The sequence below is a fragment of the Streptomyces sp. NBC_00250 genome, from assembly GCF_036192275.1.
Taxonomy (GTDB): Bacteria; Actinomycetota; Actinomycetes; order Streptomycetales; family Streptomycetaceae; genus Streptomyces.
This window is the reverse complement of record NZ_CP108088.1, coordinates 3,409,522-3,432,950: the sequence shown is the minus strand read 5'-3', so window position 1 is coordinate 3,432,950 and position 23,429 is coordinate 3,409,522. Positions and strand designations below refer to the sequence as shown.

Below are 23,429 nucleotides of genomic sequence, written 5' to 3'. Positions count from 1 at the left end.
CGGCGCGAGGCGAACGAGACCACCCTGTGATCGTGAACGTCGTGCCGTCGGGGCCTGCCGTATTGAATACTGCGGGCATGGCCGGTCCGGTGCGGTGAGCTGGAGGGGACGGTCGCGTGAGCGAGATACCTGAGAAGGCGAGTGGCGGCGTCGTGTGGCAGAGCAGCCCGCCCGGCTCCATCTATGACTACATCCGGGTGGCCTCCTTCTCCATCGGGCCCGACGGACTCGTCGAGCAGTGGAGCCGACGCGCCGTGGACCTCTTCGGGGTCACCGCCGAGGACGCCAGGGGCAAGGACCCCGTCGAGGCCTTCATGCCCGCCGACCTGCGCGAGCGCGGTCACCGGCGGGTCAGGGAGATCCTCGACGGCAAGGAGTGGACAGGCCTCGTCCCCTTCCGGATCCCCGGTGAGGACCGACCCCACGGCATCGCCGAGATGTACGTGATGCCGAGCGAGACCCAGGCCGGGGAACGGGCCGCGCTGTGCATCGTCGTCGACGTCCGCGCCCTGCGCCGCATCGAGACGGACCTCGCCGCCTCCCAGGCGATATTCGGCCAATCCCCCTTCGGTTTTCTCCTCTTCGGCACGGACCTCACCGTGAAGCGCGCCAACCGGCGCTTCGCCACCGTCTTCGGCGGCTCCGCCGACGACCACCGCGGCCGGACCGTCCACGACTACCTCAACCGGCCCGAGGCCGACCGGATGACCGCCGCGCTCCGGAGCGTCCTGGAGACCGGGGAGTCCGTCACCGACTTCGAGATCGTCGGCGCCGCACCCGGCGCCCGGGACCGCCGCCACTGGTCCATCAACCTCTACCGCGTGCACAGCGGCTCCGGCCACCCGATCGGCGTCGCCGGCCTCGGCATCGACGTCACCCGCCGCCACAACGCCGCGAGGGAAGCCGCCAGCGCCCGCCGCAACCTCGCCCTCCTCAACGAGGCCGGCGCCCGCATCGGCAACTCCCTCGACCTGGAGGCCACCGCCCGCGAGTTGCTCGACGTCGCCGTCCCCGGCTTCTGCGACCTCGCCTCCGTCGACCTCTACCAGGGCCTGCTCACCGGAGACGAGGCACCGCCCGGCCGGTGGGGGAGCTCCCACGACGTCGGCTACGGGGCCGGCAGCGCCGAACTCCGCAGGGTCGCCGTTGCCAGCGCCGTCTCCGACACCCCCCTCAGAACCGACCAGGGCCACGGACCGGACAGCGGCTGTTGCGGAAGCGACCCCATCGAGGTCGGCGCCGTCCACCGCTACCCCTTCAACTCGCCCTGCGCCGGGGCCCTGCGCACCGGCCGCCTCCGGACCGTGCCCGGCGCCGACGGCGACCTCGTCCAGAGCACCCTGGTCGTCCCGATGGTCGCCCACGACACCGTCGTCGGACTCGTCCGGTTCTCCCGCGCCAAGGGCAGCGAGCCCTTCGGCGAGCGCGACCGTGCCCTCGCCGTCGAACTCGCCGCCCGCGCCGCCGTCTGCATCGACAACGCGCGCCTCTACCGCCGCGAGCACGAGCGGGCCCTGATCCTCCAGCGCAGCCTGCTCCCGCCCGGCGACCCCGAGGCGGCCGGACTCGACATCGCCTGCCGCTACCTCCCCGGCACCGCCGCCACCGAGGTCGGCGGCGACTGGTTCGACGTCATCGAACTCCCCGGCCACCGCACCGCCCTCGTCATCGGAGACGTCATGGGCCGGGGCCTGCGCGCCGCCGTCGCCATGGGCGAACTGCGCACCGCCGTCCGCACCCTCGCCCAGCTCGACCTGGAACCCGCCGAGGTCCTCTCCCACCTCGACGAGATCGCCCGCGGCCTCGGCGCCCCCATCGGCGCCCAGCAGTCCCGCGGCCACAAGTCCCGGGGCCCCGAACTCTCCGAGGTCTACCTCGCCACCTGCGTCTACGCCGTCTACGACCCGGTCACCCGCCGCTGCACCTTCGCCAACGCCGGACACCTCCCGCCGGTGCTCGTCGAACCGGGCGAAGAGGCCCTGCTCCTCGACGTGCCGCCAGGGATGCCCCTGGGGGTCGGCGGCGAACCCTTCGAGGAGGTCGAGGTCGAACTGCCGGAAGGCTCCCTCCTCGCCCTCTACACCGACGGACTCGTCGAATCCCGCGACCATCCCCTCGACGAGGGCCTGAGCGCCTTCCGGCGCGCCCTCACCGACCCGGCCCGCCCCCTGGAGGACGTCTGCGACCGGGTCCTCAACAGCCTGGAGACCGGGCACGGCGAGGACGACATCGCCCTCCTCATGGCCAGGATCCAGGGACTGCCCGCCGAAGCGGTCGGCGACTGGCAGCTGCCCAGGGAACCCCGCTCGGTCGGCCGGGCACGGGAACTCGCCCGCACCCAGCTCAAGGCCTGGGACCTCGAACCGCTCGTCGACACCGTCGAACTCCTCGTCAGCGAACTCGTCACCAACGCGCTGCGCTACGGCGAGGGGGAGATCCGGCTGCGCCTGCTCCGCGACCGCACCCTCGTCTGCGAGGTCTGGGACGCCGGCCTCGTCCAGCCGCGCCGCCGCCGCGCCAAGGACACCGACGAGGGCGGGCGCGGCCTCCAACTGGTCGGCCTGCTCAGCTCCTCCTGGGGCTCGCGCCGCACCCCGCGCGGCAAGACCGTCTGGTTCGAACTGGCCCTGCCCGACGGCGAGGGGGCGGCGGAACCCACGGTGGAACAGCTCCTCAGCATGTTCTGACGCACGCCGCACCCACCCGACCGCACGGCGGAGCCGACTCCAGGCCCCGGCCGCGCGGGCGACCCCGGCCAGGCGCCGGGTCAGCCCTTGAGCGCCGCCAGCCGGGCCTCGATCTCGGCGCTGTCGCCCAGCGCGTCCAGCTGCTCGAACTGGGCGTCCAGGGAAGATGCGGCGAGCTCCTGCTTGCCCATCGCCCGCGCCTCCTCCCGGCGCACCTTGTCCTCGAACCGGCTCAGTTCGCTGGTCGGGTCGAGCACGTCGATGTTCTTCACGGCGTCCATCATCGTGTTCTGCGCCTGGGCCGACTTGGCGCGGGCCACCAGCTCGTCGCGCTTCGCCCGGAGTTCGCCGAGCTTGCCCTTCATCTGGTCGAGGCCTGTCCTGAGCTTCGACACCACCTCGGTCTGCGCGGCGATCGTCGGCTCCGCCGTCCGCGCCTCCTTCTCCGACTGGAGCTGGCGGCCCAGTGCCACCTTCGCCAGGTTGTCGAAGCGGTCCGCCTCCGCCGTCTGCCCGCCGCTCCGCAGCTCGTCGCCCTTCCGGCTGGCGGCCAGCGCCTTGCCGCCCCACTCCTTCGCCGCCTCCACGTCCTCCTGGTGGTCCTGCTCCATCAGCCGCAGGTTGCCGATGGTCGCGGCCACCGCCTCCTCCGCCTCCGCGATGTTGTTCGAGTAGTCGCGGATCAGCTGGTCCAGCATCTTCTGCGGATCCTCCGCCTGGTCCAGCAGCGCGTTGATGTTGGCCTTCGCCAGCTGGGTCACCCGGCCGAGGATGGTCTGCTTGCTCATGGCGCTTCTCCTTGAGAGGGACAGAAAGGGGGAGGACACGCGGCGCGCCGCCCTCAGAAACGGCCTCCGCCGCCCAGCCGGCCGCGCGTGCCGCTGCCGCCGAAGCTGCCGGGCCCGCCGCCGAAACCTCCGCCCCCGAAACCCCCGCCCGAACCTCCACCGAACCCCCCATGTCCGCCTCCCCTTCCCCCGCCGAACAGTCCGCCGAGGATGATGCCGCCGAGCACCGCACCGCCGAGCCCGCCGCCACCGCCCCCTCCTACCCCTGATACACCGCCCATGCCGTTCGGGTTCCCATAGGTCCGGACGTCCTGTTCGGCGAGGTCCTGGGCGCGCCGGGCGAGGGCGTCCGCCTGCTGGGCCTCCGCGAGGGCGGCCTGGGGGTCGTCGGCCTCCCCGAGTGAACGCGCCTTCTCCCAGCGGCGCTGGGCCTCCGCAAGGCGCGTACGGGCCTCGCTGCCCACCGCGCCCCGATGGGTGGTGATGTAGTCCGAGGCCGCCCCGATCGCGGAGCGGGCCGTCAGCATCGCCTGGTCGAGGAGCGCGCGGGCGCGCCGACTGCCCGATTCGCGCTCCCGCGCGCCCTCAAGGGCCTCGTCGAGCGCCGCGTCGGCCTCCTCGACCCGCCGCAGCGTGTCGAGCGGGTCGTACCGCCCGGAGTCCATCGTCCGCCGCACCTCCGCGAGCACCGATTCGGCGCGGGCGATCCGCCCCCGGAGGTCGGCCGTCGACACCCCTTCGGCGGTCCCCTGCAGCAGGCCGCGGGCGTCCGCCAGGTCGGCGTCCGTCTCCGACAGCGCACCCGGCAGCTTCCCGACCGCCTCGGCCAGCTCCTGCCCCCGTCGGTCCACGGCCTCGACCAGCCGCGCAGCCTGGTCCACGGCGCCCTCGGCCGCCCGGATGTGGACGGCGGCGCCGCCGTTGTCGCCGACGTCGATCTGCTGGCGGGCCTGGTTGATGTGGGTCGTCGCGAAGACGAGCCGGTCCTTGGCCTGTTCGACGTCTCCGGCGACCGGTGCGGCGGCCGTCTCGGCGTACCGCTCCCGCATCGCGGTCAGTGCGGCCTCGGCCATGCCCATCCTCCCGGTCTGCTCCCGGAACGCGGCCTCGACGGTGTCCAGCGCCTCGGGCGCGGTCCGCTCCAGGGCCCGCAGCCGATCGAAGTCCTCGCTCTCGGCGTCGAGGCGGGCGTTCGCCTCCGCGCAGCGGCGCAGGATCTCGTCCAGCATGGTCCGCCGGGTCGAGTCGTCCTCGGGGAAGGCGTCGTCGAGTTTCTGCCGCAGTCGGAACGAGGCCGTCAGCTGTTCCTCGGCGAAGGCGACCGCCTCGGTGAAGGGGCGTACGGCCTCGTCTCCGAACTGGGCGGACGCGAAGCCGAGTTCCTCCTGGCTGGTGCGGACGGCGTCGTCGGTGGCGACCAGGGTCTGCCGGGCCTGCCCGTCCAGCTCGTCGAGGGACGGCGGCGCGGGCTCCTTCGGGGCGCCCCACCCCTGCCCGCCCTGTGGCGTGGTGCGGGTCTCGGTCCGCCGGCGCCGTTTGGCGTACGCGTAGGCCGCCACGGCCCCGGCGCCGCCGACCAGGACCACGGGCAGGACGAGATCGGTCGCCGAGGTGCCGTCGTCGACCGCGCCGCCCGGGTCGGCGGGCCCGGGGGTGATGGCCGGGGTGGGGACGGGCCGTCCGGCGAGGACGGCGGAGTAGCCGTCGGCCGCGCCGATCGCGGCGCCCGCCCAGTCGTTCTGCCGCAGCGCCGGTTCGATCGCGGTCTGGGCGACCTCGTCGAGCTGGGCCTGGGTGAGGCGCGCGTCCGGGTCGGCGGAGTAGCCGTACTGGCGGTCGTGGGTGGCGACGGCGAGCAGGACGTCGTCGAGCCCGAGGCCGTTGCGCTCGGCCGTGGCGTCGGCCCAGGCCTGCCCGGTGCGGCCGGAGAAGTCACGTACGTAGACGACGAAGAGCTGGATCCGCCGCTCGTCGTAGAGCCGGTCGAGGGCCCGGGCCACGGAGGTGCGGCGGTCGCCGAGGGCGCCCACCCGGTCGGTGATCTGCCCGTCCCGGGACAGGACGACGGGGTCGTCGGCATGGGCACCGTGAACGGCGGGCACGAGGAGCCACCACGCCGCCACCAGTACCGCGAGAAGGGCTCGGGTGGCTATTCGCGTCACAAAGGGGAGGTTATGTCCGCGTATGTCGCTCCGCGACCGGACGGCCCGCCTCCGCGACCGAACCCCCGGCGACCGGACGGCCCGGCTCCGCGAGCGGACCTCCGGCGACTGCGCGCCCCGATGACCGGGGCCGGGCGGAAACCATTCTCCACAGCCCTGCGTCACTGTCAGTAGCCGCCGCTACGGTGTGAAGCGGTGGGACCAGTGACACGACGGCACGAGGGGGGCTCGGGTGAGTGGACGACTGAGGAGGATGTGGCGACGGGGGCGCTGGTTCGTGCTCGGCCTCGTCCTCGTCCTCGTGGTGCCCCCGCTGTTCGGCGCGCTCGCCCTGCGCGTCAACTACGCGGGCGACCTCAGGGAGGACGCGAAGACCCGGGACAAGGACGCCATCTGGCTCGGGCACGCCTGGGTCGACGGCCGGAAGAAGGACGCCGACCTCGCCGCGTTCGCCGCGCGCATCAAGGGCACGGGCATACGCGACCTGTACGTCCACGCCGGACCTCTGGAGCACGACGGCACCCTGCCCGCCGCCAAGTACCCGCGGGCGAAGTGGTTCATCGACGCCGTGCACCGCACGATGCCCGGGATACGGGTGCAGGCGTGGCTCGGTGACGTCCTGGCCAACGACGGACCCGACGGACTGCGCCTCGACAAGGCCGAGTCCCGGGCCGGCGTCGTCACCTCGGCCCGCCAGATCCTGGACGTCGGCTTCGACGGGGTCCACTTCGACCTGGAGCCGTTGCTCTCCGACGACGCCGACTACCTCTCCCTCCTCGACGACCTCGGAGAGGTCACCCGGCCACGGAAGGCGCAGCTCTCGATCGCCGCCCACCAGATCGACCCCCTTCCCGGTCTGCACTCGGCCAACGGCCTGCTCACCGGGAAGGAGAAGTGGTGGTCGCAGGAGTTCTTCGGCCAGGTCGCCCGGCGCGTCGACCAGATCGCCGTCATGTCGTACGACACCTGGATGCCGCTGGAGAGCCTGTACGGCGGGTACGTCGCCCAGCAGACCAGCCTCGCCCTCGAAGTGACCCCCGAGTCGACCGACCTCCTGATGGGGCTCCCCTTCTTCCACGAGGACGACCTCGGCCACCACGAGAACGCGGAGACCGTCGAAGCCGCGGTCCGGGGCGTCAGACTCGGCCTCGGCCGCACCGACGCCGACCGCGCACGGTTCGGCGTCGCGCTGTACGTCGACTTCGCCGCGGAGGAGGGCGACTGGGCGGCCTACCGCGCCGGCTGGCACTGAGCCGCGAGAACGACTCCGGGCACGGGACACCCGCGCCGGGACCCCGGGCACGGGACACCCGCGCACGGACCCCGCGCACCGGACATGCACAGGACCCCGCGCACCGGTCGAGGACGGGCCGGAGGAGGATGGAGTCGTCGGCGCGATCGCGGCGCCGCGCACTGGGGGAGTACGTCATGACGAGCCGTCTCTTGATGCCGTTCCGGACCGCCGACGCGGGCCCGGCACCCGACGCGGAGACCACCGGGTCGACCCGGCCGACGCCGATCCTGGACCTCGCGCACCCCCGGGTCGCCGCGCTCGTCACCCGGGTGCGGCGCGCGGCGGACGAGCGGGGCGCGGTGACGGACCGCGCCCGTCTCCGGACCGCCCACGGGATCATCGCCGCCGCCGTACGGCCGGTGTACTCCGTCGAGGACCTGCGCCGGGTGTCGCGGACGCTGCGGCTCGGGCGCGGCTCCTGCAGTCAGCGCATGGCGGTCCTGGAGGCGGTGGCCCGGTCGCTCGACGTGCCCACGCGGGTGCGGGGACTCCTCGTCGACGGCGCCTTCTGGTACCCGCGCTTCCCGAGGCTGCGCCCGTTCGTGCCCGAGGAGGTGCTGCTCGCCTGGCCCGAGTTCCTGCTGGACGGCACCTGGGTGCCGGTCGCGGAGCTCTTCGCCGGTCAGGACACCGGCCCCGCCCCGGCGGGCGGCTTCACCAACACCGGTCCCGAGACCCTCTTCGAAGCCGTGGCCCGGACCACCGTCGACTGGGACGCCCCGGCCGCCTGCGCCGGCTCCGCCCCCTGTGACCTCTCCGCCCACCTACGGACGGACCTGGGCCGCTTCACCTCGCGCGACGAGCTGTTCGCCCGCCACGGCCAGACCCTGTGCCTCCCCGCCCGCACCCTCGCCGAGCCGGTCCTCGGCCGCTGGAGCGCGGGCGCGGGCAGCGCGGCCGAGGACACCCCCGGTGGCGGCCGGGGCCCGGAACCCCTCAGCTCTTCCGCCGCCTGATCGTCTTCCCGAGCCACACCAGCGGGTCGTACTTCCGGTCCACGACCCGCTCCTTCAGCGGGATCAGGGCGTTGTCGGTGATGTGGATGGACTCCGGGCACACCTCCGTACAGCACTTGGTGATGTTGCAGTAGCCGAGTCCGTGCTCCTCCTGCGCCGTCCGCCGCCGGTCGAGCCCGGCCTCCTCGGCCGCGTCCAGCGGGTGCATGTCGAGCTCCGCGACCCGCATGAGGAAGCGGGGCCCGGCGAAGGCCGCCTTGTTCTCCTCGTGGTCGCGCACCACATGGCAGGTGTCCTGGCACAGGAAGCACTCGATGCACTTCCTGAACTCCTGCGAGCGCTCCACGTCCTCCTGCCGCATCCGGTACTCACCGGTGCCCACCCCTGCGGGCGGCACGAAGGCCGGGATCTCCCGGGCCTTCGCGTAGTTGAAGGACACGTCCGTGACCAGGTCGCGCACGACCGGGAAGGCGCGCATCGGGGTCACGGTGATGACCTCGTCCCGGGCGAACACCGACATCCGGGTCATGCAGAGCAGCCGCGGTCTGCCGTTGATCTCGGCCGAGCACGAACCGCACTTGCCCGCCTTGCAGTTCCACCGCACCGCGAGATCGGGCGTCTGGGTGGCCTGCAGGCGGTGCACGACGTCGAGGACGACCTCTCCGTCGTGCACCTCCACGGTGTAGTCGGTCAGCTCGCCGCCCTCGGCGTCTCCCCGCCACACCCGGAACCGCGCGTCGTACGTGCTCATGCGCCGAGACCCCCTTCCAGCTCGCCCTCGGCGAGGTACTTGGCCAGCTCCTCCTGCTCGAACAGCGCGAGCAGGTCGGGCCGGATGGGCTCCGTGCGGGTCCGTTCGAGGGAGATGCCGTCGCCGTCCAGGTGGCACAGCAGGTTCACCGGTCGCCAGGCGCGGTCCATCACCGGGTAGTCCTCGCGGGTGTGCCCGCCCCGGGATTCGGTTCGTTCCAGGGCGGCGAGGGCCACGCACTCGCCGACGAGCAGCATGTTCCGCAGGTCCAGGGCCAGGTGCCAGCCGGGGTTGAACTGCCGGTGGCCCTCGACCGAGACGTGCCGGGCCCGCTCCCGCAGGGCGGCGATCCGCTCCAGTGCCTCGGCCATCTCGCCTTCCCGCCGGATGATCCCGACGAGGTCGTTCATCGTCTGCTGGAGCTCCTGGTGCAGGGTGTACGGATTCTCCGGGGCATGCCCGTCGGGAGAGCCGAACGGGGCGAGCGCCTCCGCCGCCGCGGCCTCGACGTCCGCCGGCACGATCCCGCCGCCGACCCCCGACAGCGCGTACTGCGCCGCGTACAGACCGGCCCGCCGGCCGAAGACCAGCAGGTCGGAGAGGGAGTTCCCGCCGAGCCGGTTGGAGCCGTGCATGCCGCCGGCGACCTCACCCGCCGCGAAGAGCCCGGGCACCCCGACCGTCGCCGCCGTCTCCGAGTCGACGGCGACCCCGCCCATCACGTAGTGACAGGTCGGCCCGACCTCCATGGCCTCGGCCGTGATGTCGACGTCGGCCAGCTCCTTGAACTGGTGGTACATCGAGGGCAGCCGCCGCTTGATCGTCTCGGCCGGCATCCGGGTCGACACGTCCAGGAACACCCCGCCGTGCGGGGAGCCGCGCCCCTCCTTCACCTCGGAGTTGATGGCCCGCGCCACCTCGTCGCGCGGCAGCAGCTCGGGCGGGCGCCGGTTGTGGTCGGGGTCCTCGTACCAGCGGTCGCCCTCCTCCTCCGTCTCCGCGTACTTCTCCTTGAAGACATCGGGGACGTAGTCGAACATGAAGCGCCGGCCCTCGGAGTTCCGCAGGACCCCGCCGTCGCCGCGGACGGACTCGGTGACGAGGATGCCCTTCACCGACGGCGGCCAGACCATGCCGGTCGGATGGAACTGCACGAACTCCATGTTCACCAGGGGCGCGCCCGCGAGCAGGGCGAGTGCCTGCCCGTCGCCCGTGTACTCCCAGGAGTTCGAGGTGACCTTGAAGGACTTGCCGATGCCACCGGTCGCGAGGACGACCGCGGGTGCCTCAAGGACGAGGAAGCGGCCGCTCTCCCGCTCGTAACAGAAGACCCCGGAGACCCGCCCGTCGCCGTCCTTGAGGATCCGGGTGACGGTGAACTCCTGGAAGACCTTCAGACGCCCCTCGTGGTCGCCGGTCTCGCGATGGTCCTCCTGCTGGAGGCCGACGGACTTCTGCTGGAGGGTGCGGAGCAGTTCGAGGCCGGTGCGGTCGCCGACGTGGGCGAGCCGCGGGTACTCGTGGCCGCCGAAGTTGCGCTGCGAGATCCGGCCGTCCGGAGTGCGGTCGAAGAGCGCGCCCCAGGTCTCCAGCTCCCAGACCCGCTCGGGGGCCTCCTGGGCGTGCAGCTCGGCCATCCGCCACTGGTTGAGGAACTTCCCGCCGCGCATGGTGTCGCGGAAGTGGGTCTTCCAGTCGTCCTGCGGGTGCACGTTGGCCATGGAGGCGGCGATGCCGCCCTCGGCCATGACGGTGTGGGCCTTGCCGAAGAGGGATTTGCAGATGACGGCCGTACGGGCGCCCGCACGGCGTGCCTCGATCGCGGCCCGCAGCCCGGCGCCGCCCGCGCCGACCACGACCACGTCCCACTGCTCTCGCTCGACGTGCGTCATCTCAGAAGAACCTCGGGTCGTCGAAGGTGCCGGTGGCGAGCAGGTACACGTACAGGTCGCAGAGGGCGACGCTGATCAGGGAGGACCAGGCGAGGAGCATGTGACGGGCGTTCAGCCGACCCACCCAGGTCCACATCCGGTAGCGGACGGGGTGCTTCGAGAAGTGCTTCAGCCGTCCGCCGACGATGTGCCGGCAGGAGTGGCAGGAGAGCGTGTACGCCCAGATGAGGGCGATGTTGACGAGGAAGATGAGCGTTCCGAGCCCCGCGTGGCCCCATGCGTAGTCGGCGTTCCGGAAGGTGAGCGCGGTGTCGTACGTGAGGATTCCGGCCACCGGCAGCGCCGCGTAGAAGAAGTACCGGTGGAGGTTCTGCAGGAGCAGCGGGAAGCGGGTCTCGCCGGTGTACGACGCGTGGGGCTCGGCGACCGCGCAGGCCGGGGGAGAGGCCCAGAACCCCCGGTAGTACGCCTTCCGGTAGTAGTAGCAGGTCAGCCGGAAGCCCAGGGGGAAGACCAGGATCAGCAGGGCGGGCGAGAGCCCCCACCAGCTGCCGAAGATCTCCCAGTTCGGTCCGCCCTTCATGGGGACGCAGTTCTCCGCCAGGCAGGGCGAGTAGAACGGCGAGACGTAGGGGGCCGCGTAGTAGTCGGCGTTGGCGAAGGCCCGCCAGGTCGAGTAGGCGACGAAGGCGAGCAGTCCGGCGGCGGTGACGGCGGGGGAGAGCCACCAGCGGTCGGTGCGCAGATGGCGGGCGGCGATGGCGGCGCGCCCCGGGGAGCGCACCCCCGTCGCGGTTCCGGGCGGTTCCGTACCTGTGGCCAACAGGCCCTCCTGGGGTCGGCTCCTACGGTCGGAGGCTGCCGACGCCGGCGGCCTCCGGGCGTGTGGCGGTCACGGCGCGTGGCGGTCGCGTGCTCCCAGCCCCTCGTCGTCCGTGTCCGTCCACAGCCCGCTGTCGTACGGGGTGTCGGGGATGGTCACCAGGCTCTCGGCGCGTCCGGAGGCCGGTACGGCGGGTGCGCCCCGCTCGGCCGTGATGGAGCGCTCGAGCTGTCCGACGGTGCGGACCAGGTCTTCGAGGCAGCGCTTGACGGCCGCCAGATCGTCCTGAACGGACATGGTTGCCCTCACTTCCGCGAGCGGCTTCGGCAGGAGTGTCGCGCGTCACATTCCCGCTTGGGAAGCCATGTGCACCGGATTCCACTCGTCCGGAGCGCTCCTTCTCCGGCGGTTGGGCCGCACGAGTGGGGTTTCCCGGACGTGCCGCCGTGTCGCCGTGGCCGGATCCGCTCCGTCCTTTTCAGTGTATGAGCAATAGGTGTGATCATCTCCAAATGGAATGAATCTGGACGAAGGGGTACAAGTCATGTCCCAGATCGGCGCCCCTCGCGGGAGGACATGCTCCAGGAGCCCCCGCTCCCGCACGCTCCGCTCCGTCGCCACCCTGACCAGCGCCGTCCTCGCCGTCGCCGTCCTCGCCGGCTGCAGCTCCTCCGACGAGGCCGACGAGGCCCGGGCCGCGGCCCAGGACAACGCGCCCGCCGCCCGCGACAAGGTCGCCGACGGAGGCACCCTGCGCTGGGCGGTCGACGCGCTCCCCACCACTCTCAACACCTTCCAGGCCGACGCCGACGGCACCACCTCCCGGATCGCCGGGGCCGTGCTCCCCTCCCTCTACACGCTCGACGGGCGGGGCCGACCGCAGCGGAACGCCGACTACCTGGAGTCCGCGCAGGTCGTCGAGACGGAGCCCAAGCAGGTCGTCCTCTACAAGCTCAACCAGCAGGCGGTGTGGAGCGACGGACGCGAGATCGGGGCGCCGGACTTCGTGGCCCAGTGGCGGGCGCTGAGCGGCCGCGACACCGCGTACTGGACCGCCCGCAACTCCGGCTACGAGCGGATCGAGAAGATCGAGCGGGGCAAGAACGACCTGGAGGTACGGGTCACCTTCTCCAAGCCCTACGCCGACTGGCAGTCCCTCTTCACCCCGCTCTACCCCAAGCAGGTGATGGGCTCCCCGAACTCCTTCAACGACGGCGCCCGCACCAGCCTCAAGGCCACCGCAGGACCGTTCCTGCTGAAGGCGATCGACCGCAAGAAGGGCGATGTCACCCTCGCCCGCAACCCCCGCTGGTGGGGACAGCCCGCCAAGCTCGACAGCGTCGTCCTCAAGGCCGTCCCCCGCGCCGACCGGGCGGACGCCCTCGCCGCCGGCACCCTCGACCTGGCCGAGATCGATCGGTCCACCGCCGAACGCATCGCCCTCGCGCTCCGGGACGCCCGCGCCGGACGCAACGGCGCCCAGGCCGCCCTCGCCCACGGCCCCGGCTCCTCGGTCACCCCCTCCAAGGCCCTGAAATCCTGGGCGCTCGCCCACGGCACCGACGACGCGAAGGCGGCGGAGGTCCAGGCCGCCCGCGCGAAGAACCAGCAGGCCATCGCCGCGTACGCGAACGCCCAGGACACCCTCGCCAAGTACGTCGTCCGCAAGTCCCTGGAGCCCGCCTACACCCAGCTCTCGCTGAACGGCGAGTCCGGGCCGCTCGCCGACGAGCGGGTACGGCGCGCGGTGGCCCGTGCCATCAACCGCCGGGAACTGGCCGAATCCGTACTCAAGCCGCTCGGCCTCCCGGCGGATCCCCCCGGCAGCCATCTGGCCCTCGCCGGCCAGGCCGCGTACGCGGACAGCAGCGACGCGCTCGGCAGCCAGGACACCGCCGAGGCGCGGGCACTCCTCGCCGACGCCGGCTGGGTTCCGGGCGGCGCCGCCCGGAAGCCCGCGGACGCGGGAACGAAGGCGGGCAGCGAGGCCGAGAAGAAGGCCGCCGAGAAGAAGACCGGAGACAAGGCCGACGAGAAGGAAGGCGCCACGAAGGAGGCCGCCAAGGCCGGCGCCTCCACCGATGCCAAGAAGCAGGCCGCCGACACCGCCTCCGACGAGGGCCTCTACATCGTCGGCGACGACAAGCCCGGCGAGCGCCGCGCCGCCCCCGTCATCAGCGCCGACGGCCCCGAGAACGGCACCGGCATCCTCGCTCCGGCCCCCGCCGCCGCCCGCCAGAGCGCCGCGCTCCTCGCCAAGGCCGAGGCACTCGACACCGGTACGGGCTCCGGCGCCCGCGCCGCCCTGCCGGCCTCCGGGACGGACAAGGGCGTCGCAGGCGCCTACGCCCCGCGCGGCACCGCCGCCCCCGTGACCGCGCCCGAGGCCACCAATGGCCTCGGCAAGGACGGCAAGGCGCTCAGCCTCCGCTTCGTCCTGCCCTCCGGTCCCGGCTCCGAGGCGCTGCGGGCGGTCGGCGACCGGATCGTCCGGATGCTCGACGCGGTCGGCATCCGCACCGAGGTCACCAAGGTCTCCGACGACAGCTTCTTCAAGGACCACGTGGCCTCGGGCGACTACGACCTGGCCCTCTACTCCTGGCCCGCGTCCGCCTTCCCGGCGACCGACGCCCGGCCGATCTTCGCCAAGCCCGAGCCCGCCTCGGACGGCTCACTCCTGGTCGAGCAGAACTACTCGCGGGTCGGGACCGACCGCATCGACCAGCTCTTCGACCAGGCGGCGGGGACCCTCGACGAGGAGGAGGCCCGTGAGCTGGTGCGCCAGGCCGACGCCCGGATCTGGGCCGCGGCCGGCTCCATTCCCCTCTATCAGCGCCCCCAGCTCGTCGCCGCCAAGGCCGATCTGGTGAACGCCGGCGCCTGGGGTCTCGCCGGACCGCGTTACCAGGACATCGGCTTCAAGAAGCCCGAAACCTCCAAGGGCGCCGAGCGAATCACCCCCTGAAAGCCCTGAAAGCTCCGAAACCGCAGGTCACAACCTCAGAACCAGCTCAATTTCCTTGCCCGCCGGTGATCCCGGCGGGCAGGATCGCGTCGGCCCTTTGACCCGGTCGCACGACCTCCGCACGACCTCCCCCACACCCTGTACCACTCGCAGGAGAACTTCTCGGATCTTGGCCGGGGAAGCCCCTTGCGCGGCAGCCCCGTACCATAGGACATAGCCGTGGCGCGTCCGCCCGGCGGGCGTACGAGGAACTGACGCCGCATCCCACGATCCGAGAGAAGCGCAAGCACCCATGCCCACGCGCCACGACATCCGTAACGTCGCCATCGTCGCCCACGTCGACCATGGCAAGACGACCATCGTCGACGCCATGCTCAAGCAGGCCGGTGCCTTCGCCGCCCACCAGCAGCTCGACGACCGAATGATGGACTCGAACGACCTGGAGCGTGAGAAGGGCATCACGATCCTCGCCAAGAACACGGCGGTGAAGTATCACCCCAAGGACGGCGGGGCCCCGATCACGATCAACATCATCGACACCCCCGGTCACGCCGACTTCGGTGGCGAGGTCGAGCGCGGTCTGTCGATGGTGGACGCGGTCGTCCTCCTCGTGGACGCCTCCGAGGGTCCGCTCCCGCAGACCCGCTTCGTGCTGCGCAAGGCCCTCCAGCAGCGCAAGCCCGTCATCCTCTGCATCAACAAGACGGACCGCCCGGACTCCCGGATCGACGAGGTCGTCAACGAGACCTACGACCTCTTCCTCGACCTGGACGCCGACGAGGACCAGATCGAGTTCCCGATCGTCTACGCCTGCGGCCGTGACGGCATCGCCTCGCTGACCAAGCCGGAGAACGGCACCGTTCCCGCGGACAGCGACAGCCTGGAGCCGTTCTTCTCGGCCATCCTCGAGCACGTTCCGGCCCCGGTGTACGACGAGGAGGCCCCGCTCCAGGCCCACGTCACCAACCTGGACGCCGACAACTTCCTCGGCCGCATCGCGCTGCTCCGCGTCGAGCAGGGCGAGCTGCGCAAGGGCCAGACGGTCGCGTGGATCAAGCGGGACGGCACGATCTCCAACGTCCGCATCACCGAGCTGATGATGACCGAGGCGCTCACCCGCAAGCCCGCCGAGGTCGCCGGCCCCGGTGACATCTGCGCCGTCGCCGGTATCCCGGACATCATGATCGGCGAGACCCTGGCCGACCCGGAGAACCCGATCGCGCTTCCGCTGATCACGGTCGACCAGCCGGCCATCTCCATGACCATCGGCACCAACACCTCGCCGCTCGTCGGCCGCGGCGGCACGGGCAAGGGCGCGGACGCCAAGTCCGCGGTCAAGCAGCGCAAGGTCACCGCCCGCCAGGTCAAGGACCGTCTGGACCGCGAGCTGATCGGTAACGTCTCGCTCCGCGTCCTCGACACCGAGCGTCCCGACGCCTGGGAGGTCCAGGGCCGTGGTGAGCTCGCGCTCGCCATCCTGGTCGAGCAGATGCGCCGCGAGGGCTTCGAGCTCACCATCGGCAAGCCGCAGGTCGTCACCAAGGAGGTCGACGGCAAGACGCACGAGCCCGTCGAGCGCCTCACGGTCGACGTCCCCGAGGAGCACATGGGCGCGGTCACGCAGCTCATGGGTGTCCGCAAGGGCCGCATGGACAACATGTCGAACCACGGCTCCGGCTGGGTCCGCATGGAGTTCGTCGTTCCGTCCCGTGGCCTCATCGGCTTCCGTACGGAGTTCCTCACCAACACCCGCGGTACGGGCATCGCCCACTCGATCCACGAGGGCCACGAGCCGTGGTTCGGCACGCTGACGACCCGTAACAACGGTTCGCTGGTCGCCGACCGCGCCGGCGCCGTCACCGCCTTCGCGATGACGAACCTCCAGGAGCGCGGTGTCCTGTTCACCGACCCCGGCACCGAGGTGTACGAGGGCATGATCGTCGGCGAGAACTCGCGCTCCGACGACATGGACGTGAACATCACCAAGGAGAAGAAGCTCACCAACATGCGCTCCGCCTCCGCCGACTCCTTCGAGGCGATCGTCCCGCCGCGCAAGCTGTCGCTGGAGCAGTCGCTGGAGTTCTGCCGCGACGACGAGTGCGTCGAGGTCACCCCGGAGGCCGTGCGTATCCGCAAGGTCATCCTGGACCAGAACGCGCGTGGCCGGGCGTCCTCCCGCGCCAAGAACAGCTGAACCGAGCCGCAACGGCGCTGAGCTGAGCCCCAAGGGCGCTGAGCTGAGCCGCAACGGCGTCGAGCTGAGCCGGAGCGGCTCGGCTCAGGCGCGCCACAGCCGTCGTACAGACGCGCAAGATCGGCCGATCCAGGCCGCATACCGCCGATGACAGCGGGGTAGATCACGATTCTGTGATCTACCCCGCTCTCGGCTGACACGGCGTCAGCACCGGAGCCCGGACCCCCACAGGCAGTGTGGGGATCCGGGCTTTTCGTCAACTCCCGTCAACTCCATTTCGGAGGCCCGGTGTCCGCATATCGGCCATCGCTCTCCGGTACGTGCGTTAACGGTCCGTTTCGCGGGTGTCTGTCTGTGCTCAGTTTGTCCGGATTTCGGTATCCGGGGGTGGGGTGATGTTGTCAAAACGAGACCACTTAAGTGTGGTTTACAGCCCGGACGTACTTAATAGTTGGCTCCATTGAGCTCGGGTCAATGGGTCACGCACTGTGGGGAGTGCCGACTCACGAGCACACTCGGGGCACTTGAGTGCAAAGCCGTCAGGGGTGTCGGCGAAACTCGAAGTGCCCCTCTTGTAGTGACAAAAGTGGACTCATGAGGAGGAACCCATGCGCGGTGCCAAGAGCGCCAAGTGGGTAACGGGCGCGATCATCGTTGCCCTTGCTGCGACCGCCTGTGGCGGGGGTAAGAGCGGCGACAGCGGCGACGCCAAGGGCGCTGTTGACCCGAACGGAATCTTCTCCGTGGAGCTGGGCGAGCCTGAGAAGCCCCTGCTCACCGGTGACACGATGGAGTCCAACGGCTCCGCCGTGATGGCCGGCCTGTTCTCGACCCTGGTCGACTACAAGGCTGACGGCTCCCTGGAGATGATCAACGCCGAATCGGTCACCACGACCGACTCGAAGACGTGGACCGTCAAGCTCAAGCCGGGCTGGACCTTCCACGACGGCACCCCGGTGACCTCCAAGTCCTACGTGGACGCGTGGAACTGGAACGCCAACGTCAAGAACGCCCAGGGTCTGTCCTCGTGGTTCGCGGACATCAAGGGCTTCGACAAGGTGCACCCCGAGGCCGAGGGCGCCAAGCCCACCTCGGACAAGCTGGAAGGTCTGAAGGTCGTCGACGAGACCACCTTCAAGATCGAGCTCACCAAGGCCGTTCCGTACTTCGGTCACAAGCTCGCCTACATCGTCTTCGCGCCGATGGCGGAGTCCTTCTACAAGGACCCCGAGGCCGGCGGCCAGAAGCCGGTCGGCAACGGTCCCTACAAGTTCAAGAGCTGGGACCACAAGAAGAAGATCGAGATCACTCGATACGACGACTACAAGGGCCCGAACAAGGCGAAGAACGGCGGTGTGGTCTTCAAGAACTACACCACCCTCGAGGCCGCGTACGAGGACCTGAAGTCCGGCAACGTCGACGTCCTGCGTCAGATCGCGCCGAAGGACCTCCCGGTCTACCGCCAGGACCTCGGCGACCGCGCCGTGGACCAGCCGTACTCCGCGATCCAGACCATCGCCATCGCCTTCTACGCCGACCAGTGGAAGAAGCCGAAGCAGATCGACCCGCGCGTCGTCCAGGGTCTGTCCATGGCGATCGACCGTGCCACCATCACCAAGACGGTGCTGCAGGGTACGCGTGAGCCCGCGACCGGCTGGGTCGCCAAGGGTGTCCTGGGCTTCCAGGAGGACGGTGGCGCCGGCGTCACCAAGTTCGACCCCGCCAAGGCCAAGGAGCTCATCAAGGCCGGCGGCGGCGTCCCGGGCAACAAGATCTCGATCCAGTTCAACGCCGACGGTGGCCACAAGGAGTGGGTGGACGCTGTCTGCAACTCCATCACCCAGGCCACGACCGTCCAGTGTGTCGGCGACGGCAAGCCGGACTTCCAGGCCGACCTCCAGGCCCGTAAGGGCAAGCAGGTCAAGTCGCTGTACCGCTCCGGCTGGGTGCTCGACTACCCGGTGAACGCCAACTTCATCTCGGACCTGTTCCGTACGGGTGCGGCGGGCAACCAGGGTGACTTCTCCAACAAGGCGCTGGACGCCAAGATCGCCAAGGCTGACTCCGCGGCGACGCTGGACGACTCGGTGAAGCAGTTCCAGGCCATCGAGAAGGACCTGGTCAACTACATGCCGTCCATCCCGCTCTGGTACTACAAGGTCAACGCGGGCTACTCCGAGAAGGTTTCGGGCGTGGCTTACGGTCAGGACGGCGACCCGATCCTGACCGGCGTCGAGGTCAAGAAGTAATCACCCAAGCGTAGTCCGCCTGCCGATGCGGGGCTGACGGGATGTCAGCCCCGCGTTCGGCGCCTTACGTATGTGGCTGGGGGGCCCTTCCACGACATTCGCGTGCCCGTTTCGGGTCGCGGTTGCCGAGGGAGGGCCCGTCGGTTGCTGCTGTCATATTTCAACGGAGGCATGATGGGGCGCTATGTCGCACGACGACTGCTCCAGATGATCCCGGTATTCCTCGGGACCACCCTGCTGATCTTCCTCATGGTCTACAGCCTGCCCGGCGACCCCGTGGCGGGTATGTTCGGGGACAAGGGCGCTGACCCCGCGACCCTCGCGAAGATCAGACACGATCTGGGACTGGATCTGCCGCTCTGGCAGCAGTACTGGAACTACATGACCGACATCATCCTGCACTTCGACTTCGGGAACCAGATCCGCAACGGTCGCCCGATCACCGAGGTTCTGGGTGAGGCGTTCCCCGTCACTCTGCAACTCGCCGCCCTGGCGTTCGCGTTCGAGCTGGTCTTCGGCATCGGCCTCGGCATCATCGCCGGCCTGAAGGCGGGCAAGCTCGCCGACAACGCGATCCTGATCTTCACGCTGCTGATCATCTCGATCCCGGTCTTCGTCCTCGGCTTCATCATCAAGATGGTGTTCGCCTTCGAACTGGGCTGGATCGAACCGAACGTCAGCAACGACCAGTTGGTGTCCGAGATGCTCGCTCCGGCCATTGTGCTCGGCGGTCTCTCCCTCGCCTATGTGGCCCGGCTCACCCGGACCTCCATGGCGGAGAACCTGCGCGCCGACTACATGCGTACGGCCGTCGCCAAGGGTCTGCCCCGGCGCCGCGTCATCGGCGTGCACCTCATGCGCAACTCGATGATCCCCGTGGTCACCTTCCTCGGCACCGACATCGGCGCCCTCATGGGCGGTGCGGTCGTCACCGAGCGCATCTTCAACATCAAGGGTGTCGGTGGCCTCATCGCCGAGTCGATCACCCGGCGTGAAGGTTCCACCCTGGTCGGCCTGGTCACCATTCTGGTGATCATCTACCTCGTCACCAGCCTGCTCATCGACCTGCTGTACGCGGTCCTGGACCCGAGGATCCGTTATGCCTGACGTGACCAAGACCGTCCCCGCCGTCGAGGACGCCGCCGCGCTCCCCGCCGACGTCACCGCGCCGGCGAAGCAGGAGAAGGCCCGCAGCCTCTGGGGCGACGCCTGGGTCGACCTGCGCCGCAACCCGTACTTCCTCGTGGCGTCGGTGCTGATCTTCTTCCTGCTGCTGATCGCCGTCTTCCCGAGCTTCTTCACGAGCGCGTCGCCGACCAAGGGCGACCTCGTGAAGCACTTCCTCGGAAAGCCGGAGCTGGGCAGCATCGGTTCCGAGGGCTGGCTCGGCTACGACGGCCAGGGCCGCTCCGTGTACGCCCGACTGATCTACGGCACCCGTGCCTCGATCATCGTCGGCGTCGCCGTCACCGCGATCGTCACGCTCGTCGGTGGTGTGATGGGCATGCTCGCCGGATACTTCGGTGGCTGGATCGACGCGCTGCTCTCGCGCCTGACCGACATCTTCTTCGGCATCCCGTTCCTGCTCGGCGCCATGGTCGTCCTGCAGTCCTTCGTCGAGCGCACGGTCTGGGTGGTCGTCTTCGCCCTGGCGTTCCTCGGCTGGACCCAGATGGCCCGCGTCATGCGCGGCGCCGTGATCACGGTCAAGCAGGCCGACTACGTGCACGCGGCCAAGGCGCTCGGCGCCGGCACGACCCGCATCCTGCTCCGGCACATCCTGCCGAACGCCATGGCTCCGGTGATCGTCGTCGCCACCATCGCCCTGGGCGGATACATCTCCGCCGAGGCCACCCTCTCGTACCTGGGTCTGGGCCTCGCCGCCCCGACCGTCTCGTGGGGTGTGGACATCTCCACCGGTGTCGACCAGATCCGAGTGGCGCAGCACATCCTGCTGTGGCCCTCGATCATGCTCAGCATCACCGTTCTGGCGTTCATCATGCTCGGCGAAGCCGTACGCAACGCCCTCGACCCGAAGCTGCGCTAGGAGGGCGTAAAGGTGACCATCATCGACAACACCGCGACGGTCCCGTCGCCCCGCGACGGCGGCGACCACACCGGGCCGCTGCTCGAAGTCCGTGATCTGCACGTCGAGTTCCACACCCGTGACGGTGTGGCCAAGGCGGTCAACGGCGTCAACTACTCGGTGAACGCCGGCGAGACCCTCGCCGTCCTCGGCGAGTCCGGCTCCGGCAAGTCCGTGACCGCGCAGGCCATCATGGGCATCCTCGACATGCCGCCCGGCAAGATCCCGCAGGGCGAGATCCTGTTCCGCGGCCAGGACATGCTGAAGATGTCCGAGGAGGAGCGGCGGAAGATCCGCGGCCGGAAGATCGCGATGATCTTCCAGGACGCGCTGTCCTCCCTCAACCCGGTCCTCAGCGTCGGCTACCAGCTCGGCGAGATGTTCCGGGTGCACCAGGGCCTGTCCAAGAAGGCCGCCACGCTCAAGGCCATCGAGCTGATGGACAAGGTCAAGATCCCCGCCGCCAAGGCGCGGGTCTCCGACTACCCCCACCAGTTCTCCGGCGGTATGCGCCAGCGCATCATGATCGCCATGGCGCTCGCCCTGGAGCCGGACCTGATCATCGCCGACGAGCCCACCACGGCTCTCGACGTGACCGTCCAGGCCCAGGTCATGGACCTCCTCGCGGAGCTCCAGCAGGAATACAACATGGGCCTGATCCTGATCACCCACGACCTCGGCGTCGTCGCCGACGTCGCGGACAAGATCGCCGTGATGTACGCCGGCCGGATCGTCGAGCAGGCGCCGGTGCACGAGCTGTACAAGCGCCCGGCGCACCCCTACACCAAGGGTCTGCTGGAGTCGATCCCGCGCCTGGACCAGAAGGGCCAGGAGCTCTACGCGATCAAGGGCCTCCCGCCCAACCTGCTTCGCGTGCCCACCGGCTGCGCCTTCAACCCGCGCTGCCCCAAGGCCGACGACATCTGCCGCACGGAGATCCCGGCCCTCGTGCCGGTCACCGAGCAGAACGGCGCGGATCTTCCGGGCCGTCAGAGCGCCTGCCACTTCTGGAAGGAGACGATCCATGGCTGACCTCAGCAAGAACGACGAGGCCGTGGCCACCGTGGGCCGCGGTGAGCCGATCCTCCAGGTGCGCAACCTGAAGAAGCACTTCCCGCTGACGCAGGGCATCGTCTTCAAGAAGCAGGTCGGTGCGGTCAAGGCCGTGGACGGGGTCTCCTTCGACCTCTACCAGGGCGAGACCCTCGGCATCGTGGGCGAGTCCGGCTGTGGCAAGTCCACGGTCGCCAAGCTCCTGATGAACCTGGAGTCGGCCACGGCCGGCGAGGTCTTCTACAAGGGCCAGGACATCACCAAGCTGGGCGGCCGCGCGCTCAAGGCCGTGCGCCGCAACATCCAGATGGTGTTCCAGGACCCGTACACCTCGCTCAACCCGCGCATGACGGTCGGCGACATCATCGGCGAGCCCTTCGACATCCACCCCGAGGTGGCCCCGAAGGGCGACCGGCGCCGCAAGGTGCAGGAGCTGCTCGACGTCGTCGGTCTGAACCCGGAGTACATCAACCGGTACCCGCACCAGTTCTCCGGCGGTCAGCGCCAGCGCATCGGCATCGCCCGAGGCCTCGCGCTCAACCCGGAGATCATCATCTGCGACGAGCCGGTCTCGGCCCTGGACGTGTCCGTCCAGGCGCAGGTCATCAACCTGATGGGGAAGCTCCAGGACGAGTTCAACCTCTCCTACCTCTTCATCGCGCACGACCTGTCGATCGTCCGGCACATCTCGGACCGCGTCGGCGTCATGTACCTCGGCAAGATGGCCGAGATCGGTACGGACGAGCAGATCTACGAGCACCCGACGCACCCGTACACCCAGGCGCTGCTCTCCGCGGTGCCGGTGCCGGACCCGGAGGCCCGCGCGCACCGCGAGCGGATCATCCTGACCGGTGACGTCCCCTCGCCGGCGAACCCGCCGTCGGGCTGCAGCTTCCGCACCCGTTGCTGGAAGGCGCAGGAGAAGTGCTCGCAGGAGACGCCGCTGCTGGCGATCCCGCAGCGCTTCGACGGGCTCAACACCCCGGCCGCCCACCTCTCGGCGTGCCACTTCGCCGAGGAGAAGCAGGTCGTCCCGGTGCACTGACGCACCGAGTTCACCACGCGCGAGGGCGCCCCGGTCCACTACGGACCGGGGCGCCCTCGTCGTGCGGTGGCCGTCAGTAGGTCGTGGGGATGTACCGGTTGCAGGTGTCGAGGTAGGCCTTGCCCGCTTCCAGGATCATGTCGCCGGTCTTGGGGCCGACGATGCCGTCGACCTCGCCGGCACCCAGCCAGGCGTTCTGCATGTACCGGACGGCCTGGTCGGTCTTGGGGCCGAACGAGCCGTCCGCGGTGAGCAGTTCGTAGTCGAGGCCGTACCACATGATGGCCGAGTTGATGTTCTTCTGGACGCACCACACGGCGGTCCAGTTGTTCGTCTGGCCGTAGCCGACGTACGAGGCGCCCTTGGCGGCCTGGGCCGATCCGGGCAGGGCGAGCGCGGCCAGGGCCGTCGCGGCGACGAGTACACCGGTGCGGGAGACAAGCGTCTTGAGCATGGCGGCAGGAGCCTTTCGTGGAGGGGCGAG

17 protein-coding genes are annotated in these 23,429 nt (G+C 70.1%); 10 read left to right on the top strand and 7 right to left on the bottom strand.

The genetic code is table 11. From position 1 onward, the window contains the following. The first annotated feature begins 116 nt into the window (after positions 1–116). The gene (locus tag OG259_RS15185) at positions 117–2,687 is read left to right on the top strand and encodes a SpoIIE family protein phosphatase (RefSeq protein WP_328942755.1); all 2,571 of its coding nucleotides are present in this window, start codon (positions 117–119) and stop codon (positions 2,685–2,687) included. A gap of 80 nt (positions 2,688–2,767) precedes the next feature. Here OG259_RS15185 and OG259_RS15180 read toward each other — a convergent pair whose 3' ends face one another. Further along, positions 2,768–3,475 (bottom strand): PspA/IM30 family protein, encoded by a 708-nt coding sequence (locus OG259_RS15180; RefSeq protein ID WP_328942754.1) that lies wholly within the window; start codon positions 3,473–3,475, stop codon positions 2,768–2,770. A gap of 53 nt (positions 3,476–3,528) precedes the next feature. Continuing rightward, the gene (locus OG259_RS15175) at positions 3,529–5,637 is read right to left on the bottom strand and encodes a TPM domain-containing protein (protein ID WP_328942753.1); all 2,109 of its coding nucleotides are present in this window, start codon (positions 5,635–5,637) and stop codon (positions 3,529–3,531) included. 232 nt (positions 5,638–5,869) lie between these two features. Between OG259_RS15175 and OG259_RS15170 the strand changes: the two genes are divergently transcribed. Further along, on the top strand, positions 5,870–6,889 hold the full coding sequence (locus OG259_RS15170; protein ID WP_443051969.1) for a hypothetical protein: 1,020 nt from the start codon (positions 5,870–5,872) through the stop codon (positions 6,887–6,889). A 176-nt stretch (positions 6,890–7,065) separates the two neighbouring features. Further along, on the top strand, positions 7,066–7,887 hold the full coding sequence (locus tag OG259_RS15165) for a transglutaminase domain-containing protein (protein WP_328942751.1): 822 nt from the start codon (positions 7,066–7,068) through the stop codon (positions 7,885–7,887). Here the strand turns inward: OG259_RS15165 and OG259_RS15160 are convergent. The 4 genes from OG259_RS15160 to OG259_RS15145 form a co-directional block, all read right to left on the bottom strand. Further along, positions 7,868–8,638, bottom strand: a complete 771-nt coding sequence (locus OG259_RS15160) for a succinate dehydrogenase/fumarate reductase iron-sulfur subunit (RefSeq protein WP_328942750.1) — start codon at positions 8,636–8,638, stop codon at positions 7,868–7,870. The two genes, OG259_RS15165 and OG259_RS15160, sit on opposite strands and share 20 nt — an antisense overlap. After that, the gene (locus OG259_RS15155; protein WP_328942749.1) at positions 8,635–10,530 is read right to left on the bottom strand and encodes a fumarate reductase/succinate dehydrogenase flavoprotein subunit; all 1,896 of its coding nucleotides are present in this window, start codon (positions 10,528–10,530) and stop codon (positions 8,635–8,637) included. Before OG259_RS15155 ends, OG259_RS15160 begins: the two co-directional genes overlap by 4 nt. A 1-nt stretch (position 10,531) precedes the next feature. Next, positions 10,532–11,353, bottom strand: coding sequence for a hypothetical protein (locus OG259_RS15150; protein ID WP_328942748.1), 822 nt, complete (start codon positions 11,351–11,353; stop codon positions 10,532–10,534). A gap of 69 nt (positions 11,354–11,422) precedes the next feature. Then, complete coding sequence (locus OG259_RS15145; protein WP_266896195.1) at positions 11,423–11,650, bottom strand: hypothetical protein; 228 nt, start codon at positions 11,648–11,650, stop codon at positions 11,423–11,425. A gap of 247 nt (positions 11,651–11,897) precedes the next feature. On the opposite strand from OG259_RS15145, the gene OG259_RS15140 reads away from it, so the two are divergent. The 7 genes from OG259_RS15140 to OG259_RS15110 all read left to right on the top strand — a co-directional run bounded on the left by OG259_RS15140 (position 11,898) and on the right by OG259_RS15110 (position 22,945). Then, complete coding sequence (locus OG259_RS15140) at positions 11,898–14,318, top strand: ABC transporter family substrate-binding protein (protein WP_328942747.1); 2,421 nt, start codon at positions 11,898–11,900, stop codon at positions 14,316–14,318. Positions 14,319–14,610: 292 nt separating this feature from the next. Then, positions 14,611–16,512, top strand: a complete 1,902-nt coding sequence (typA, locus tag OG259_RS15135) for a translational GTPase TypA (RefSeq protein ID WP_328942746.1) — start codon at positions 14,611–14,613, stop codon at positions 16,510–16,512. Positions 16,513–17,120: 608 nt separating this feature from the next. Continuing rightward, the gene (locus OG259_RS15130) at positions 17,121–18,761 is read left to right on the top strand and encodes a peptide ABC transporter substrate-binding protein (RefSeq protein ID WP_328942745.1); all 1,641 of its coding nucleotides are present in this window, start codon (positions 17,121–17,123) and stop codon (positions 18,759–18,761) included. 174 nt (positions 18,762–18,935) lie between these two features. After that, the gene (locus tag OG259_RS15125; protein WP_266900891.1) at positions 18,936–19,868 is read left to right on the top strand and encodes an ABC transporter permease; all 933 of its coding nucleotides are present in this window, start codon (positions 18,936–18,938) and stop codon (positions 19,866–19,868) included. Further along, positions 19,861–20,808, top strand: a complete 948-nt coding sequence (locus OG259_RS15120; protein ID WP_328942744.1) for an ABC transporter permease — start codon at positions 19,861–19,863, stop codon at positions 20,806–20,808. The genes OG259_RS15125 and OG259_RS15120 overlap by 8 nt, the downstream gene beginning before the upstream one ends. A 12-nt stretch (positions 20,809–20,820) precedes the next feature. Then, positions 20,821–21,879, top strand: coding sequence for an ABC transporter ATP-binding protein (locus OG259_RS15115; protein ID WP_328942743.1), 1,059 nt, complete (start codon positions 20,821–20,823; stop codon positions 21,877–21,879). Beyond that, a complete protein-coding gene (locus OG259_RS15110) occupies positions 21,872–22,945 on the top strand; it encodes an ABC transporter ATP-binding protein (RefSeq protein ID WP_328942742.1) in 1,074 nt (357 codons plus the stop codon). The genes OG259_RS15115 and OG259_RS15110 overlap by 8 nt, the downstream gene beginning before the upstream one ends. 73 nt (positions 22,946–23,018) lie before the next feature. On the opposite strand, the gene OG259_RS15105 is transcribed toward OG259_RS15110, so the two are convergent. After that, positions 23,019–23,399: a peptidoglycan-binding domain-containing protein gene (locus tag OG259_RS15105; protein ID WP_328942741.1), complete on the bottom strand. Its 381-nt coding sequence runs from the start codon at positions 23,397–23,399 to the stop codon at positions 23,019–23,021. Positions 23,400–23,429 lie beyond the last annotated feature (30 nt).

Excerpts from the sequence above, each read along its gene's own strand:
- OG259_RS15120 (WP_328942744.1), top strand. The coding sequence starts at position 19,861 with ATGCCTGACGTGACCAAGACCGTCCCCGCCGTCGAGGACGCCGCCGCG.
- OG259_RS15125 (WP_266900891.1), top strand. The coding sequence starts at position 18,936 with ATGGGGCGCTATGTCGCACGACGACTGCTCCAGATGATCCCGGTATTC.
- OG259_RS15130 (WP_328942745.1), top strand. The coding sequence starts at position 17,121 with ATGCGCGGTGCCAAGAGCGCCAAGTGGGTAACGGGCGCGATCATCGTT.
- OG259_RS15140 (WP_328942747.1), top strand. The coding sequence starts at position 11,898 with ATGTCCCAGATCGGCGCCCCTCGCGGGAGGACATGCTCCAGGAGCCCC.
- typA (WP_328942746.1), top strand. The coding sequence starts at position 14,611 with ATGCCCACGCGCCACGACATCCGTAACGTCGCCATCGTCGCCCACGTC.
- OG259_RS15105 (WP_328942741.1), bottom strand. The coding sequence starts at position 23,399 with ATGCTCAAGACGCTTGTCTCCCGCACCGGTGTACTCGTCGCCGCGACG.
- OG259_RS15180 (WP_328942754.1), bottom strand. The coding sequence starts at position 3,475 with ATGAGCAAGCAGACCATCCTCGGCCGGGTGACCCAGCTGGCGAAGGCC.
- OG259_RS15110 (WP_328942742.1), top strand. The coding sequence starts at position 21,872 with ATGGCTGACCTCAGCAAGAACGACGAGGCCGTGGCCACCGTGGGCCGC.
- OG259_RS15155 (WP_328942749.1), bottom strand. The coding sequence starts at position 10,530 with ATGACGCACGTCGAGCGAGAGCAGTGGGACGTGGTCGTGGTCGGCGCG.
- OG259_RS15165 (WP_328942751.1), top strand. The coding sequence starts at position 7,066 with ATGACGAGCCGTCTCTTGATGCCGTTCCGGACCGCCGACGCGGGCCCG.
- OG259_RS15160 (WP_328942750.1), bottom strand. The coding sequence starts at position 8,638 with ATGAGCACGTACGACGCGCGGTTCCGGGTGTGGCGGGGAGACGCCGAG.
- OG259_RS15145 (WP_266896195.1), bottom strand. The coding sequence starts at position 11,650 with ATGTCCGTTCAGGACGATCTGGCGGCCGTCAAGCGCTGCCTCGAAGAC.